Source organism: Bacillus sp. FAU18 (genome assembly GCF_056033885.1).
In genome coordinates this window covers 1,496,880-1,513,553 of the sequence record NZ_JBVYHZ010000003.1, presented here as the reverse complement: position 1 = coordinate 1,513,553, position 16,674 = coordinate 1,496,880, and the positions used below count along the sequence as shown (strand labels likewise).

At 44.2% G+C, this 16,674-nt stretch carries 18 protein-coding genes and 1 pseudogene; 18 read left to right on the top strand and 1 reads right to left on the bottom strand.

The features are described 5' to 3' along the window. Positions 1–42: 42 nt before the first annotated feature. From AC0OMU_RS07870 to ypjB, 7 genes are all read left to right on the top strand, one after another. The gene (locus AC0OMU_RS07870) at positions 43–582 is read left to right on the top strand and encodes a ReoY family proteolytic degradation factor (protein WP_004399171.1); all 540 of its coding nucleotides are present in this window, start codon (positions 43–45) and stop codon (positions 580–582) included. A 54-nt stretch (positions 583–636) separates the two neighbouring features. Further along, positions 637–1,083, top strand: coding sequence for a YpiF family protein (locus tag AC0OMU_RS07865; protein WP_015383963.1), 447 nt, complete (start codon positions 637–639; stop codon positions 1,081–1,083). Positions 1,084–1,225: 142 nt separating this feature from the next. Then, the gene (locus AC0OMU_RS07860; RefSeq protein WP_003230627.1) at positions 1,226–1,729 is read left to right on the top strand and encodes a Rieske (2Fe-2S) protein; all 504 of its coding nucleotides are present in this window, start codon (positions 1,226–1,228) and stop codon (positions 1,727–1,729) included. 1 nt (position 1,730) lies between these two features. Next, positions 1,731–2,405: a menaquinol-cytochrome c reductase cytochrome b subunit gene (qcrB, locus tag AC0OMU_RS07855; RefSeq protein WP_003225560.1), complete on the top strand. Its 675-nt coding sequence runs from the start codon at positions 1,731–1,733 to the stop codon at positions 2,403–2,405. 34 nt (positions 2,406–2,439) lie between these two features. Further along, the gene (locus AC0OMU_RS07850) at positions 2,440–3,207 is read left to right on the top strand and encodes a menaquinol-cytochrome c reductase cytochrome b/c subunit (protein WP_047182803.1); all 768 of its coding nucleotides are present in this window, start codon (positions 2,440–2,442) and stop codon (positions 3,205–3,207) included. Positions 3,208–3,317: 110 nt separating this feature from the next. Further along, entirely contained in the window at positions 3,318–3,911 is a 594-nt protein-coding gene (gene lhaT, locus AC0OMU_RS07845) for a lipoprotein heptaprenylglyceryl N-acetyltransferase LhaT (RefSeq protein ID WP_047182802.1), read from the top strand. A gap of 68 nt (positions 3,912–3,979) precedes the next feature. Continuing rightward, on the top strand, positions 3,980–4,774 hold the full coding sequence (gene ypjB, locus AC0OMU_RS07840) for a sporulation protein YpjB (RefSeq protein ID WP_003230633.1): 795 nt from the start codon (positions 3,980–3,982) through the stop codon (positions 4,772–4,774). A 41-nt stretch (positions 4,775–4,815) separates the two neighbouring features. On the opposite strand, the gene AC0OMU_RS07835 is transcribed toward ypjB, so the two are convergent. Continuing rightward, entirely contained in the window at positions 4,816–5,688 is an 873-nt protein-coding gene (locus AC0OMU_RS07835; RefSeq protein ID WP_003230635.1) for a YitT family protein, read from the bottom strand. A gap of 139 nt (positions 5,689–5,827) precedes the next feature. Between AC0OMU_RS07835 and AC0OMU_RS07830 the strand changes: the two genes are divergently transcribed. The 11 genes and pseudogenes from AC0OMU_RS07830 to dinG all read left to right on the top strand — a co-directional run bounded on the left by AC0OMU_RS07830 (position 5,828) and on the right by dinG (position 16,648). Next, positions 5,828–6,163, top strand: coding sequence for a nucleotide pyrophosphohydrolase (locus AC0OMU_RS07830; RefSeq protein ID WP_004398044.1), 336 nt, complete (start codon positions 5,828–5,830; stop codon positions 6,161–6,163). An 11-nt stretch (positions 6,164–6,174) separates the two neighbouring features. Continuing rightward, positions 6,175–6,978, top strand: coding sequence for a 4-hydroxy-tetrahydrodipicolinate reductase (gene dapB, locus AC0OMU_RS07825; RefSeq protein ID WP_015383959.1), 804 nt, complete (start codon positions 6,175–6,177; stop codon positions 6,976–6,978). Between the two features lie 15 nt (positions 6,979–6,993). Next, on the top strand, positions 6,994–7,407 hold the full coding sequence (gene mgsA, locus AC0OMU_RS07820; protein ID WP_014477171.1) for a methylglyoxal synthase: 414 nt from the start codon (positions 6,994–6,996) through the stop codon (positions 7,405–7,407). Continuing rightward, a pseudogene (gene bshB1, locus AC0OMU_RS07815) lies at positions 7,400–8,111 on the top strand (bacillithiol biosynthesis deacetylase BshB1). The gene mgsA and the pseudogene bshB1 overlap by 8 nt, the downstream one beginning before the upstream one ends. After that, positions 8,108–9,241, top strand: a complete 1,134-nt coding sequence (bshA, locus tag AC0OMU_RS07810; RefSeq protein WP_181219671.1) for an N-acetyl-alpha-D-glucosaminyl L-malate synthase BshA — start codon at positions 8,108–8,110, stop codon at positions 9,239–9,241. Before bshB1 ends, bshA begins: the two are co-directional and overlap by 4 nt. 4 nt (positions 9,242–9,245) lie before the next feature. Next, positions 9,246–10,439 (top strand): CCA tRNA nucleotidyltransferase, encoded by a 1,194-nt coding sequence (locus tag AC0OMU_RS07805; protein WP_015383956.1) that lies wholly within the window; start codon positions 9,246–9,248, stop codon positions 10,437–10,439. After that, positions 10,424–11,401 (top strand): bifunctional biotin--[acetyl-CoA-carboxylase] synthetase/biotin operon repressor, encoded by a 978-nt coding sequence (locus tag AC0OMU_RS07800; RefSeq protein ID WP_046340246.1) that lies wholly within the window; start codon positions 10,424–10,426, stop codon positions 11,399–11,401. The genes AC0OMU_RS07805 and AC0OMU_RS07800 overlap by 16 nt, the downstream gene beginning before the upstream one ends. Positions 11,402–11,646: 245 nt before the next feature. Then, on the top strand, positions 11,647–12,480 hold the full coding sequence (gene panB, locus AC0OMU_RS07795; RefSeq protein WP_003230652.1) for a 3-methyl-2-oxobutanoate hydroxymethyltransferase: 834 nt from the start codon (positions 11,647–11,649) through the stop codon (positions 12,478–12,480). 1 nt (position 12,481) lies between these two features. Next, entirely contained in the window at positions 12,482–13,342 is an 861-nt protein-coding gene (gene panC, locus AC0OMU_RS07790) for a pantoate--beta-alanine ligase (protein ID WP_015383954.1), read from the top strand. Position 13,343: 1 nt separating this feature from the next. Beyond that, positions 13,344–13,727 (top strand): aspartate 1-decarboxylase, encoded by a 384-nt coding sequence (panD, locus tag AC0OMU_RS07785; protein WP_003225586.1) that lies wholly within the window; start codon positions 13,344–13,346, stop codon positions 13,725–13,727. Positions 13,728–13,852: 125 nt separating this feature from the next. Next, positions 13,853–16,648, top strand: coding sequence for an ATP-dependent DNA helicase DinG (gene dinG, locus AC0OMU_RS07780; protein ID WP_474241036.1), 2,796 nt, complete (start codon positions 13,853–13,855; stop codon positions 16,646–16,648). Positions 16,649–16,674: the final 26 nt, after the last annotated feature.

The following is a 16,674-nucleotide window of genomic DNA, read 5'->3' as shown; positions in this document are numbered from 1 at the left end:
TATAAGTATATAGATTATACGAACGATAGAGGAGGGAATTACATGCAGACCCCTGTTTCTGTCAATGAGAAAAAAGATTTTATCCGTTGGTTTTTAAACCATTATCAGTTAAAGCGCCGAGAGTGCGTTTGGATCTTGAACTACTTAATGAGCCATGATTCTCTCATGGAGAAGGTTCATTTTGTGGAGCAGGCTGAATTTTGCCCGAGAGGCATTATAATGTCAACACATTGTGTTGAAGAAGTTCCGTTCCGGTTCTATAAAGAGAATGTCATGACTACCGACGCGGAAAAATCTTTTCATGATATTAGATTAAATAAACAGCAGGATTTGTTTATCCAGCTTAATTTCCGTTCGGCTTACAGCTCACCTGAATATGCGGCGGTGCTGGAGTCCAACCCGCATATTCCGAAAAACCTTTTTGAGAATAAAAAAGATCAGGGATTGGCGGAACAGATTTTAGAGCACGCTATTTCCACATTCCAAAGAGAAAAATTATTAAAAGACATTGACGACGCGTTAGATCGTCATGATAAAGAGGCATTTGAACAATTATCGCGCCAATTAAATCAGCTCACATAATATGACCAGCCTTGCAGTGAATTGCAAGGCTTGTTGCCGTAAAGGGGGAGAACGATGAGGTGGAGAATCACTGATGCCAAGGACTATTTACAAGCTAAGGATTACATTGATACCGCTGTCATTCCATTAATTAGCATAAGGGTTAATAACCATTTTAAAATGGCGGCGGAGAAAGGCGAGTTTACGCAGCTTCTCTCAGAAGAACTTGAAAGGCAGTTAAAGGGACGGGTATATTTACTTCCTCCTTATACATATGTTGATAGAAATGAAATAACCGTTCAAGGGCTTAAGGATTTGCGGGAAGAGCTGATAACGGAATTTCCGCATGTTGTCCTGCTCACATCTGACGAAAGTTGGAGAGCTGAGGATGCGTTAGGCAAAATGATTGTTACACCGTCTGTTCCATTAGAGCATTTAAATGACTCTTTAAAAAGAAAAATATTGGATGAACGCACTGCTGAAATTTTGAACGTTTTGTTACAGTTATGGAGCACTCCATAAAAACACTTACATTTCCTTATAAACAATATTTTGGCTATATTGACCTTGCTGAGAGATTCATATATTATGAGGGTGTCTAGAGTTATTGCAATATTTTCTATTTTAGTCAGTTTGCAGGGGTGACCTAGAGGGGGGAGAAGAGATGGGCGGAAAACATGATATATCCAGACGTCAATTTTTGAATTACACGCTCACAGGCGTAGGAGGTTTTATGGCGGCTAGTATGCTCATGCCTATGGTTCGCTTCGCACTCGACCCGGTATTAAAATCGACGGGGAAGCAGGATATGGTTCAGGTTGTCAGCGTTGATGAGTTGACAAAAGAGCCGCAGCGCTTTGATTTTAAAATTAATCAAGTCGATGCCTGGTATGAGTCAGAAGAGTCAAGATCAGCCTGGGTCTTCAAAAACGGGGATGAAATTGTAGCACTTTCGCCAATTTGTAAACATTTAGGGTGTACGGTGAACTGGAATAGTGATCCTAAAAACCCGAATAAATTCTTTTGTCCATGCCATTACGGACTCTATGAAAAGGACGGCACCAATGTCCCTGGCACGCCGCCGCTTGCGCCTCTTGATCATTATGAGCAAGAAGTAAAAGACGGCTTCCTGTATCTTGGAAAAGCAAAGCCTAAGGGGGAAGGGTGACATGCTGAACAAAATCTATGACTGGGTAGACGAGCGGCTTGATATTACACCGATGTGGAGGGATATTGCCGATCACGAAGTACCGGAACATGTGAATCCCGCCCATCATTTCTCTGCGTTTGTGTATTGCTTTGGGGGACTGACGTTTTTTGTAACCGTTATCCAAGTATTATCTGGAATGTTTTTAACGATGTATTATGTGCCTGATATCAAAAATGCCTGGGAATCGGTATATTATTTGCAAAATGAAGTGGCATTCGGCCAGATTGTCAGGGGGATGCACCACTGGGGTGCGAGCCTGGTCATTGTGATGATGTTTTTACATACGCTGAGGGTCTTTTTCCAAGGCGCGTATAAAAAACCGCGCGAGCTGAACTGGATTGTCGGTGTGCTGATCTTTTTTGTTATGCTCGGTCTTGGCTTTACAGGCTACTTGCTTCCTTGGGATATGAAGGCTCTGTTTGCAACAAAAGTCGGGCTGCAGATCGCCGAAGCCACGCCTTTGATCGGAACGCAAGTTAAAACGCTCCTTGCAGGGCATCCGGATATTGTAGGCGCCCAAACGCTGACTAGGTTTTTTGCGATCCATGTATTTTTTCTTCCTGCCGCATTGTTCGGGCTGATGGCTGCACATTTTATTATGATCCGGAAGCAGGGGATTTCAGGACCGCTTTAAACTCTTGATCTGCGAATAAAAGGGAGGGGATGACATGCACCGGGGCAAAGGGATGAAATTTGTAGGCGACTCAAGGATACCGGCTGAAAAAAAGCCGAATATACCGAAGGATTATTCGGAGTATCCCGGTAAAACAGAGGCTTTCTGGCCAAATTTCTTGTTAAAGGAATGGATGGTTGGAGCTGTCTTTCTCATCGGTTTTCTCGTTTTGACGATTGTGCATCAGCCGCCTTTGGAGCGAATGGCGGACCCGACTGATACTGGTTATATTCCGCTGCCGGATTGGTATTTTCTTTTCTTATACCAGCTGTTGAAGTATGAATACGCCGCCGGAAGCTTTACAGTGGTCGGCGCCATGATTATGCCAGGTCTCGCTTTTGGGGCCCTGCTTTTGGCTCCATTCCTAGACAGAGGGACAGAAAGAAGGCCGTGGAAGCGTCCGATCGCTGTCGGTATGATGCTTCTGGCCATTTCCGCTGCTGTATTTTTGACGTGGCAGTCAGTTGCTACTCATGACTGGGCCAAGGCAGAAGAACAGGGGAAAATCACAAAAGAAGCCGACATTGACACCAATGCAGAAGGATATAAGGTCTTTAAGGAACAGGGCTGTATTTCTTGCCATGGGGATAACCTTCAGGGAGGAGCGGCTGGGCCTTCATTGGTTGACAGCGGGCTGAAACCGGAAGAAATCAAAAAAATCGCTGTAGAAGGGAAAGGCAAAATGCCGGCGGGTGTGTTCAAAGGAAATGATAAGCAGCTCGAAGAACTTGCAAAATTTATTTCTGAAACAACCGCAAAATAACGTATTGTGAATTGTCAAATGGAAGGATATACTTTTATTATCAAAAGCTGACCCGGCGTCAGCTTTTTTATATGGACATATTATTTTTACAGACTGAGAGTTGATTCGATGTGAAATGGTTTCAATATGTATTAGGGCAGCGGCCGATGCTTATTCTTGTCTTAGCCATTAATTTTCTGGGAACGGTTTACGGCTACTATTGGTACTTGCCGCAGCTTCTGGAGACACCGGCCCGTTTCCTGATTTTTGTTCCGGACAGTCCGACAGCAACGTTTTTCTTTCTGTTTGTGCTGCTTGCCTTTCTCATGAAACGGAATGCTCCGCTCTTTGAGGCGCTTGCGCTAGTTACCCTCGTAAAGTATGGCCTATGGGCGGTAGCTATGAATTTTCTTGTGCTTGCAGTAACTGGTGACTTGCCATGGGAGGGCTACATGCTAATTGCTTCGCATTTTGCAATGGCAGTTCAAGGCGTATTATACAGTCCGTATTTTCGTTTTTCATTTTGGCATCTTGCAATTGCTGCAGTTTGGACACTGCATAACGATGTCATTGACTACTTGTTTAATATGATGCCGCGGTATTCTATGCTTTCTGATTATATGACTGAAATAGGATACGGAACATTTTGGCTAAGCATCTTTTCAATCGCGCTCGCTTACTTTCTTGTGGTCTCGAAAAAGCAAACGAAGCTTGAGCTGATGTAAAGACAATGTTGGTCTATCCTTGTCCCTTTCTTCATATTCTGTAAGGAGAGAGAGTGGGAGGGACCTGCATGAAACGAAAGCTGACGATCTGTTTGTTGATTGCACTTATTTTTTATAATGGAAATGCCAAGGCTGCAGAGCGGGGAAGCCTCGAGGAATTGAATGATTTATCCGATACAGTCTTTCAAATGACCCGACAGGCGAAATATGAAGAGGCGCTACAAGTCTTGGAGTATTTTGAAAAAACATTAAAATCCGCTGAGAAAAAACAGCAAGACCCCATGCTAACGGGAGCCCAAATCCGTCAAATCACATTGGGCTATAATGATATGGTTCGGAGTTTAAAGCAAGCTGATACATCAGACACACAAAAACTCAGAGCAGCCGCGCAGTTCAGAATGCTGATGGATGCGGTTGACAATCGGTCTGACCCGCTTTGGGGCTCACTGGAAAAACCGATTATGGAAGCTTTTACTGAACTGAAGCGAGATGTCCAAAAGAATGGAAGCACAAGCTTTCATGAAAAATGGAATGAATTTATCAGTTTATATGACTTGATTTACCCCAGTCTTACAATCGATGTATCAGAGGATCAGCTTGAAACAGTCGGAAAACATATAGATGTTATTGAGCAAGAGGAATTTCAGCAAATGACAGAGAGCACGAAGCTTGAACGGCTTTCCCTTCTTCAGCATGACCTGAAAAATGTGTTTGACAGGGTGGAGGAGGATGATGCCGATCCGTCTTTACTCTGGGTGATCATTACAACCGGCAGTATCATCATTACTGCTCTCACCTATGTCGGTTACAGAAAGTACAAAGCGGAAAAAAACAAGCTGAAAAAAAGGGACTACCCTAAATAAGGATGAGGGGCGGCGGTCAGCCGCCTTTTTTCTATTACATGTCAGCGCGGAAGCGGATTTTTATTTTCATCAAGCGTAAATCCTTCTCCGAGCACATCGTGAACATCGCTTACCGCTACAAAGGCATGGGGATCAATGGAGTTAATCACGCTTTTCAGCATCACCAATTCGTTTTTCGGCACCACACAATAAAGTACATCTATATCCTCTTTTGTGTAGGAACCTTGTCCTTTCAAAATGGTGACGCCCCGTTCCATTTCTTCAAGAATCTTTTTCTGAATCAGGTCGTTTTTCGAAGAGATGATCGTAGCGCCTTTAGCAGCGTATCCGCCTTCCTGAATAAAATCGATTAATCTTGCCGCTACAAATACAGCTACCAGCGTATACATCGCTTCTTTATAGGAGAGATAAGTAAGCAAAGACAAAATGATGACGCAGGCATCGAAAGCAAACATCGTTCTGCCCATCGGGATCCCAAAATACTTATTCACTAAACGTGCGATGATATCGACACCGCCTGTCGTACCGCCGAACTTAAAAATAATACCCAGTCCGGCTCCGATGAATACGCCGGCAAATAAAGCGGCGAGCGCTAAGTCGTGCTGAAGGGGCATATGGATTTCATATCGCTGAAAGATGCTGAGGAACAAAGACAAGGCTACAGTGCCGACAAGGGTATAAACAAACATTGTCCTGCCGAGCAAACGCCAGCCAATAAAAAAAATCGGAATGTTCAACACCAGGTTCGAGATAGAGGGGCTGATGTGGAAAAGGGCATAAAGCAAAAGTGTAATACCTGTAAAACCGCCCTCAGCCAGATTGTTCTGCATATTGAAATGAACCAAGCCAAATGAAAAAATTGCCGCTCCGATTAAAATAAAAAATATGTTTTTTAATCTAATTTCTCCAAGCATCACACAAAACCCCTTTTCCTTCCATTAGATAGCGTTTATATTATAGTGGATGAAAAAGAAAACAGCAAACGTGCTTAAACATTTGTCAAACGTATCTGAATTAGCTAACATGTAAGAGGATGATAGGAGGTTTCGTTCAGTGAGTGATAAAACAATGAAAGACATACAGGCTGAAGTAGACCGTTACATCGGCCAATTTAAAGAAGGATATTTTAGCCCGCTGGCCATGATGGCGAGGCTGACTGAAGAACTGGGCGAGCTTGCCAGAGAAGTGAATCACCGTTATGGAGAAAAACCAAAAAAAGCGACTGAAGATGATAAAAGCATGGAAGAGGAAATGGGCGATGTGCTATTTGTATTGGTTTGTTTAGCCAACTCTCTTGATATCTCTTTAGAGGAAGCCCACGACAGAGTCATGCATAAATTTAATACAAGAGATAAAGATCGCTGGACCAGAAAAGAAGAAGGAAAGTAGAGGAGATCAAGATGTCAAACGAAACAATTAAAGTAGTCATTGCGGGACCGCGTGGAAGAATGGGGCAGGAAGCTGTTAAATTGGCAGAACGAACACCTCATTTTGACCTTGTCGGGGCCATAGACCATACATACGATCAGCAAAAATTATCTGATGTGATGCCTGTTGAGTCAGATGCTTTAATTTATACAGATATCCATACCTGCTTTACAGAAACACAACCGGATGTCTTGATTGATTTAACAACGCCCGAAATCGGAAAAGTACATACAAAAATTGCATTAGAGCACGGAGTCCGTCCAGTTGTCGGAACAACCGGCTTCTCAGAAGCTGATTTAAAAGAGCTCACGTCTTTAACAGAAGAAAAAGGGATCGGAGCCATCATCGCGCCAAATTTTGCGCTCGGTGCGATACTGATGATGAAATTTTCAAAAATGGCTGCCAACTATTTTGAGGATGTTGAGATTATTGAGCTTCATCATGACCAGAAGCTTGACGCACCAAGCGGAACTGCGCTTAAAACAGCGGAAATGATTTCAGAAGTCCGTAAAGAAAAGCAGCAAGGACATCCGGATGAAAAAGAAATTCTCCCAGGAGCAAGAGGAGCGGAGCAAAACGGCATTCGCTTGCACAGCGTCCGTCTTCCGGGCCTGATCGCGCATCAGGAGGTCATGTTCGGCATGGATGGCCAAACGCTTCAGATACGCCATGATTCTTATAACCGTGCTTCTTTCATGTCAGGCGTTAAACTGTCAGTCGAACAAGTCATGAAGATTGATCAGCTTGTGTACGGTTTAGAAAATATCATTGATTAGACGGGGGGATAAACAATGAAAATTGCTTTGATCGCGCATGACAAGAAAAAACAGGACATGGTTCAATTTACGACTGCCTATCGGGATATTTTAAAGAATCATGATTTATACGCAACCGGAACCACAGGGTTGAAAATTCAAGAGGCGACAGGTCTTCAAATTGAACGTTTTCAATCCGGTCCTTTAGGGGGAGACCAGCAAATCGGTGCACTGATCGCTGCCAATGCACTCGATCTTGTCATTTTTTTGCGCGACCCGCTGACCGCGCAGCCGCATGAACCGGATGTCTCGGCATTAATCCGGTTATGTGATGTGTATTCCATTCCGCTCGCCACAAATATGGGTACTGCGGAAATTCTCGTCCGTACACTTGATGAAGGTGTTTTCGAATTCCGTGACCTTCTTCGGGGAGAAGAGCCGAATGTATAATGCTGACGTTCTTGCTTTTGGCGCCCACAGTGATGATGTCGAGATCGGAATGGGCGGCACAATAGCGAAGTTTGTCAAACAGGAAAAAAAAAGTAATGATATGCGATTTGACAGAAGCGGAACTCTCTTCTAACGGTACGGTCAGTTTACGTAAAGAAGAAGCAGCTGAAGCAGCCCGCATATTAGGCGCAGATAAAAGAATTCAGCTAACGCTTCCAGACCGCGGCCTAATAATGAGTGATCAGGCAATTCGGTCGATTGTCACTGTCATCAGAACCTGTCGGCCAAAAGCGGTTTTTATGCCGTATAAAAAGGATCGCCACCCGGATCACGGCAATGCGGCTGCACTGGTGGAAGAAGCGATCTTTTCCGCCGGAATCCATAAATATAAAGACGAAAAAAGCCTTCCGGCGCATAAAGTCAGCAAGGTTTACTATTATATGATAAATGGTTTTCATCAGCCGGATTTTGTCATTGATATCTCGGATACAATAGAGGCAAAGAAACAAAGCCTCAACGCCTACAAAAGCCAGTTTATCCCGTCAAAGGATTCCGTTTCTACTCCTCTGACGAATGGGTATATTGAGATCGTTGAAGCGAGAGAAAAGCTTTACGGTAAAGAAGCGGGCGTGGAGTATGCCGAAGGTTTCTTTTCCAAACGGATGCTGATGCTTGATCATGATGTGCTTGGGGGCGAACAATGAGAAAACTAAAAATAGGAATCACATGCTATCCGAGCGTTGGAGGCTCAGGTATCATTGCGACAGAACTGGGGAAGCAGCTTGCTGAAAAGGGACATGAAATCCATTTCATCACATCAAGCATTCCGTTTAGACTGAATACATATCATCCTAATATTCATTTTCATGAAGTTGAGGTTAATCAATATGCTGTTTTTAAGTATCCTCCGTATGATTTGACATTGGCAAGCAAAATCGCAGAGGTGGCGGAACGGGAGAATTTAAACATTATCCATGCTCACTATGCTCTCCCGCATGCCGTTTGCGCCTATCTTGCAAAACAAATGCTGAAACGCAATATCGGCATTGTTACAACTTTGCATGGCACGGATATCACAGTGTTAGGTTATGATCCGTCTCTAAAAGATCTGATCCGTTTTGCTATTGAGTCATCAGACAGGGTGACTGCCGTCTCCTCAGCGCTTGCGGCTGAAACGTACGATTTAATTAAACCGGAGAAAAAAATTGAAACGATTTATAACTTTATAGACGAGCGCGTGTATCTGAAGAAAAACACAGAGGCGATTAAAGAGAAACATGGAATTTTACCAGATGAAAAAGTCGTCATCCATGTGTCCAACTTCAGAAAGGTTAAACGCGTGCAGGATGTCATCCGTGTGTTCCGCAATATCGCTGGCAAAACGAAAGCGAAGCTGCTTTTAGTCGGAGACGGTCCGGAGAAATCGACAGCCTGCGAGCTTATCAGAAAATATGGCTTGGAAGACCAAGTCTTAATGCTTGGAAATCAAGACCGTGTTGAAGAGCTTTATTCTATTAGCGATTTGAAGCTGCTGCTATCTGAAAAAGAAAGTTTCGGCCTTGTCCTGCTTGAAGCGATGGCTTGCGGAGTGCCTTGTATCGGAACAAACATTGGCGGTATCCCTGAGGTTATTAAAAACAATGTGAGCGGATTTTTGGTGGACGTCGGTGATGTTGGGGCCGCAACAGCCCGCGCGATGAGCATTTTAGAAGATGAACAGCTAAGCAATCGTTTTACAAAGGCGGCAATAGAGATGCTTGAAAATGAATTTTCTTCCCAAAAAATTGTCAGCCAGTATGAACAGATTTATGCCGATTTAGCAGAACCGGAGTGATCACATGGAAAAAGTTTTTATCAAAGCACTTCCCGTGCTCCGCATCTTAATCGAAGCGGGCCATCAGGCTTATTTTGTCGGGGGCGCAGTTCGTGACAGCTATATGAAACGAACGATCGGAGATGTCGATATCGCGACAGATGCGGCACCTGATCAAGTAGAACGGCTGTTTCAGCGGACTGTTGATGTAGGCAAAGAGCACGGGACCATTATTGTGCTCTGGGAGGATGAAACCTATGAAGTCACGACATTCCGGACTGAATCTGATTATGTTGATTTCAGAAGACCGTCAGAAGTGCAATTTATCTCATCATTAGAAGAGGATCTAAAACGCAGAGATTTAACGATCAATGCGATGGCCATGACAGCGGATGGGAAGGTGCTTGATTATTTTGGCGGCAAGAAAGATATTGATCAGAAAGTGATTCGAACCGTTGGAAAGCCTGAGGATAGATTTCAAGAGGATGCGCTTCGTATGCTGAGAGCCGTACGCTTTATGAGCCAGCTTGGCTTTACGCTTTCACCGGAAACAGAAGAAGCCATTGCGAAAGAAAAATCACTCCTCTCCCATGTTTCAGTCGAACGAAAAACGATAGAGTTCGAGAAATTGCTGCAGGGAAGAGCTTCTCGCCAGGCGCTTCAAACGCTCATTCAAACGAGATTGTATGAAGAGCTTCCTGGTTTTTATCATAAACGAGAAAACCTGATTTCAACGAGTGAGTTTCCATTCTTCTCTTTAACATCCCGTGAGGAGCTTTGGGCTGCTCTTTTAATTAACCTTGGCATAGTTTTGAAAGACGCGCCCCTTTTCCTGAAAGCCTGGAAGCTCCCGGGAAAAGTGATCAAGGAAGCCATTCACATTGCCGGTACGTTTGGCCAGAGCCTTGACGCAATGACAATGTACAGAGCTGGGGAAAAAGCACTGCTCTCAGCGGCCAAAATATCGCAGCTTCGGCAAAACGAAAAACTGGATGAAAAGAAACTGAAGGACATTCAGTACACTTATCAAAACCTGCCGATCAAAAGCCTTAAGGACCTTGATATCACGGGTAAGGACTTGCTTGCGCTTCGAAACCGGCCGGCCGGAAAATGGGTGTCGGAAGAATTACAGCGGATCGAGCAGGCTGTTGTGACAGGGAAGCTCTCCAATCAAAAGAAACACATAGAGGAGTGGCTGAAGACATGCGGTCAACATTAAGAAAAGACCTTATTGAATTATTTTCTCAGGCCGGCAATGAATTTATTTCCGGCCAAAAAATCAGTGATGCTCTCGGCTGTTCAAGAACTGCTGTGTGGAAGCATATTGAAGAGCTTCGGAAAGAGGGTTATGAAGTAGAAGCCGTTAGAAGAAAAGGATATCGGCTCATCAAAAAGCCCGGAAAACTCAGTGAAAGCGAAATTCGTTTTGGATTAAAAACGGAAGTGATGGGCCAGCATCTTATTTACCATGACGTTCTTTCAAGCACGCAAAAAACGGCTCATGAGCTCGCGAATAATAACGCACCGGAAGGCACCCTCGTGGTAGCTGACAAACAAACAGCCGGAAGGGGCCGAATGTCTAGGGTATGGCATTCTCAAGAAGGAAACGGTGTTTGGATGAGCCTGATTTTGCGGCCTGACATTCCGCTCCAAAAAACACCGCAGCTGACTCTGCTTGCTGCAGTAGCTGTTGTGCAGGGAATAGAAGAGGCAGCAGGCATCCAAACGGATATTAAATGGCCAAATGATATTTTGATTAACGGAAAAAAAACAGTTGGCATCCTAACGGAAATGCAGGCTGAAGAAGACCGCGTACGTTCAGTGATCATTGGGATCGGCATTAACGTTAACCAGCAGCCTAATGATTTTCCAGATGAATTGAAGGACATCGCGACAAGCCTCAGCCAAGCTGCTGGGGAAAAAATTGATCGGGCCGGCGTCATCCAGCATATTTTACTATGCTTTGAGAAACGGTACCGGGATTATATGACGCACGGATTTACGCCGATTAAGCTTTTATGGGAAAGCTATGCGCTCGGTATTGGCACTAATATGAGAGCCAGAACGTTAAACGGAACCTTTTACGGTAAGGCGTTAGGTATAAATGATGAAGGCGTTCTGCTTTTAGAAACGAACGAAGGCATTAAAAAAATCTATTCTGCCGATATCGAATTGGGCTAATGTGTTGGTACAAGCCCGTTGATTTTGGTATACTTCCATTGGGCAGTATCGCCTGCGAACTGCACCTATTATTAAAATAGATAGACATTGCAGCAGTCTGCCTTGATCCAAAAAAGGACTGGGACAGAGGGATGAAACTCGCCGAACTTTAGAAAGTGAAGAATCCTTCTCGTTGTAACGGAAGGTTTTTTGGCTTGCAGAAGAAAACGGCAGATCATCTCCTCTAAACATGAGGAGGAGAAAACATGAAAACAAAACTGGATTTTCTAAAAATGAAGGAGTCTGAAGAACCGATTGTCATGCTGACCGCTTATGATTATCCGGCAGCTAAACTTGCTGAACAAGCGGGAGTTGACATGATTTTAGTCGGTGATTCACTCGGAATGGTCGTCCTCGGCCTTGATTCAACTGTCGGTGTGACAGTTGCGGACATGATCCATCATACAAAAGCCGTTAAAAGGGGTGCGCCGAATACCTTTATTGTGACAGATATGCCGTTTATGTCTTATCACCTGTCCAAGGAAGATACGCTAAAAAATGCAGCGGCTATCGTTCAGGAAAGCGGAGCTGACGCACTGAAGCTTGAGGGCGGAGAAGGCGTGTTTGAATCCATTCGCGCATTAACGCTTGGAGGCATTCCAGTAGTCAGTCACTTAGGTTTGACACCGCAGTCAGTCGGCGTACTGGGCGGCTATAAAGTACAGGGCAAAGACGAACAAAGCGCCAAAAAATTAATAGAAGACAGTATAAAATGCGAAGAAGCAGGAGCTATGATGCTTGTGCTGGAATGTGTGCCGGCAGAACTCACAGCCAAAATTGCCGAGACGCTAAGCATACCGGTCATTGGAATCGGGGCTGGTGTGAAAGCAGACGGACAAGTTCTCGTTTATCATGATATTATCGGCCACGGTGTTGAGAGAACACCTAAATTTGTAAAGCAATATACGCGCATTGATGAAACCATCGAAACAGCAATCAGCGGATATGTTCAGGATGTAAGACATCGTGCTTTCCCTGAACAAAAGCATTCCTTTCAAATGAACCAGACAGTGCTGGACGGCTTGTACGGGGGAAAATAAGATGAGACAGATTACTGATATTTCACAGCTGAAAGAAGCCATAAAACAATATCATTCAGAGGGCAAGTCAATCGGATTTGTTCCGACGATGGGGTTTCTGCATGAGGGGCATTTAACCTTAGCAGACAAAGCAAGACAAGAAAACGACGCCGTTATTATGAGCATTTTTGTGAATCCTGCACAATTCGGCCCTAATGAAGATTTTGAAGCATATCCGCGCGATATTGAGCGGGATGCAGCTCTTGCAGAAAACGCCGGAGTTGATATTCTTTTTACGCCAGATGCTAAGGATATGTATCCCGGTGAAAAGAATGTCACGATTCATGTAGAAAGACGCACAGACGTGTTATGCGGGCGCTCAAGAGAAGGACATTTTGACGGGGTCGCGATCGTACTGACGAAGCTTTTCAATCTAGTCAAGCCGACTCGTGCCTATTTCGGTTTAAAAGATGCGCAGCAGGTAGCTGTTGTTGATGGGTTAATCAGTGACTTCTTCATGGATATTGAATTGGTTCCTGTCGATACGGTCAGAGAGGAAGACGGCTTAGCCAAAAGCTCTCGCAATGTATACTTAACAGCTGAGGAAAGAAAAGAAGCGCCTAAGCTGTATCGGGCCCTTCAAACAAGTGCGGAGCTGATCCAAGCCGGTGAAAGAGATCCTGAAGCGGTGATAAAAGCTGCAAAAGAAATCATTGAAACGACTAGCGGAACCATAGACTATGTAGAGCTTTATTCCTATCCGGAACTCGAGCCTGTGAATGAAATTGCTGGAAAGATGATTCTCGCTGTTGCAGTTGCTTTTTCAAAAGCGCGTTTAATAGATAATATCATTATTGATATTCGAGAAATGGAGAGAATATAATATGTATCGAACAATGATGAGCGGCAAACTTCACAGGGCAACTGTTACGGAAGCAAACCTAAACTATGTGGGAAGCATTACAATTGATGAAGATCTCATTGATGCTGTGGGAATGCTTCCTAATGAAAAAGTACAAATTGTGAATAATAATAATGGAGCACGTCTTGAAACGTATATTATTCCTGGTAAACGGGGAAGCGGCGTCATATGCTTAAACGGTGCAGCCGCACGCCTTGTGCAGGAAGGAGATAAGGTCATTATTATTTCCTACAAAATGATGTCTGATCAAGAAGCGGCAAGCCACGAGCCGAAAGTGGCTGTTCTGAATGATCAAAACAAAATTGAACAAATGCTGGGGAACGAACCAGCCCGTACAATTTTGTAGAAGAAAAGCCCCCTTTATCGGGGGTTTTCTTTTAAGATTTTGAGAGTAAAACGGTTTTGCCGCTCCATTTCCGTACAAAACGTGTTACACTTTTGTCGTATGCAAGAATTGAGGTGTCCATTTTAATGAATAAGCAACGGTTCGTTGTTATAGATGTAGAGACAACAGGGAATTCGCCGAAGAAAGGCGATAAAATCATACAAATCGCAGCGGTTGTAATCGAAAATGGACAAATTACTGAGCGGTTTTCAAAATACATTAATCCAAATAAATCAATCCCTGCTTTTATTGAGCAGCTTACTGGAATCTCTAATCAAATGGTTGAGAATGAACAGCCATTTGAAGCAGTTGCTGAAGAAGTATTCCAATTGCTTGACGGCGCTTATTTTGTCGCCCACAATATCCATTTTGACCTTGGATTTGTCAAGTATGAGCTACATAAGGCGGGCTTTCAGCTCCCAGATTGTGAAGTGCTTGATACTGTCGAGCTCTCACGCATTGTTTTTCCGGGATTTGAAGGGTATAAGCTGACGGAATTAAGCGAGGAGCTTCAGCTGCGGCATGATCAGCCGCACCGGGCTGACAGCGATGCTGAAGTGACAGGGCTTATTTTTTTGGAAATCCTTGAAAAGCTGCGGCAGCTTCCTTATCCGACATTAAAGCAGTTAAGAAGGCTTTCGCAGCATTTCATCAGTGATCTGACGCATTTGTTGGATATGTTCATTAATGAAAACAGACATACCGAGATACCGGGCTATACGCGCTTTTCTTCGTTTTCTGTCAGAGAACCTGAAGCTATCGATGTTCGTATAAATGAGGACGAGAACTTCTCATTTGAGATCGAAAGCTGGGAAGCGGGAAATGAAAAAGCGCTGTCAGAGTTAATGCCTGGGTATGAAAAAAGAGACGGCCAAATGATGATGATGAGAGAGGTGGCTGATGCGTTTGCCAATCGTGAGCATGCGCTGATTGAAGCTCCTCCGGGCATCGGAAAAACGATTGGCTATCTTATTCCGGCTGCGCTTTTTGCCAAGAAATCAAAAAAGCCGGTCATAATCAGCACGTATTCGACGCTTTTACAGCAGCAGATTCTCACAAAGGATTTGCCGATTGTCCAAGATCTGTTTCCATTTCCGGTAACAGCGGCGATTTTAAAAGGGCAATCGCATTATTTATGCCTGTATAAATTTGAACAGGTGCTTCATGAAGAAGATGATAATTATGATGCCGTACTGACGAAGGCACAGCTTCTCGTTTGGCTGACAGAGACAGATACAGGAGATGTAGCGGAACTGAATTTGCCTTCAGGCGGAAAATTGCTGTGGGACAGATTGGCTTATGACGATGACTCCTATAAAAGAAGTCGCAGTGAGCATGTGATCGGTTTTTACGAGCGGGCCAAACAGATTGCTATGCGCTCCGATTTGGTGATCACTAATCACTCCCTTTTGCTGACCGATGAAGGCAGTCAGAAAAAAAGGCTTCCCGAAAGCGGCACATTTATTATTGATGAAGCACACCATTTTGAACGTGCGGCAAGCGAACATTTAGGGAAAAGAGCCACGTACATAGAATTGCATACGAAATTGAGCAGAATCGGCACTCTGAAGGAGCAGGGACTTCTAAAAAAGATGAGACAGCTATTCCAGCGAAACAGCCTGCCGGTTGATTCATTTTTCGAATTGGAAGAGTGGCTTCAGCACGTTCAAGCAGAAAGTGATGCTTTCTTCAGCTCTGTACATTCTTTTGTCAAACGAAGAAAACCTAAAGAAGACTTGAACCGTCTAGTGTTTAAGGTGAACAAAGAAAGCCAGGATAAAAGCTGGTCGATCTTAACGGATGGTGCGGAGAGGCTTTGTTCCATGCTGACACATTTGCAGCAGCTTTTTGAGGCGCAGTCATCTCTGATGGAAAAACATTTGAAGGGTATGAAGAGCAAAACCGTCTTTTTAGCCGATGAATACCAAAGAAGCATGAAAGGCTTGCAGCATTACTGTCAGACGTTGCAGAAGCTCTTCTTTAGGTCTGATGACGATGAAGCGGTTTGGATTGAAATAGATGCAAAGGGTGCGAAAAATGCAGTGGCCATTTACGCACAGCCTCTTGAACCTGGTGAACTTCTGGCTGATCAGTTTTTCGCGCGCAAAAATAGTGTGGTGCTGACATCTGCAACCCTTACAGTCGAAGGTTCTTTTCAATTTATGATTGAACGACTGGGACTGAGTGACTTTTTCCCGCGGACAATGAGAATTGAGTCACCCTTTTCTTACGATGAGCGTATGCAGGTGATGATTCCAAAGGATATGAAATCAATTCAGGATACAGGGCAACCTGAATTTATACAGGATACAGCCCGTTATATCGAACTGATGGCCAAGGAAAAACAGCCTAAAATCCTTGTGCTGTTTACATCCCATGATATGCTGAAAAAGGTTCACCAGGAGCTTAAGCATAACATGAGTGCTTCCGGCATTCAGCTCTTGGCACAAGGGATTACAGGCGGAAGTCCCGGCAAACTGATGAAGACTTTTAAAACATCCAATCAGGCGATCCTGCTCGGAACAAATCATTTTTGGGAAGGCGTTGATTTCCCTGGTGATGAGCTGACAACAGTAATGATCGTGAGGCTCCCATTCCGGTCCCCTGATCACCCGCTTCATGCTGCAAAATGTGAGCTTGCCCGCAAAAAAGGAAAGAATCCGTTTCAAACAGTGTCATTACCGGAAGCTGTGCTGACCTTCAGGCAAGGAATCGGACGCTTGCTGCGTTCTGCGGGAGACAAAGGAACGATTATGATATTGGACAGACGGATTAAGACCGCTGGTTACGGCCGGCTGTTTCTTGATGCCTTGCCGACATCCTCAGTATCCGAAATGACTGACAGCGAGCTTGAAGCTTATGTTGCAGGGGAAAAAGATTAAAAGCCGCTTAAAGCGGCTTTTGCGGT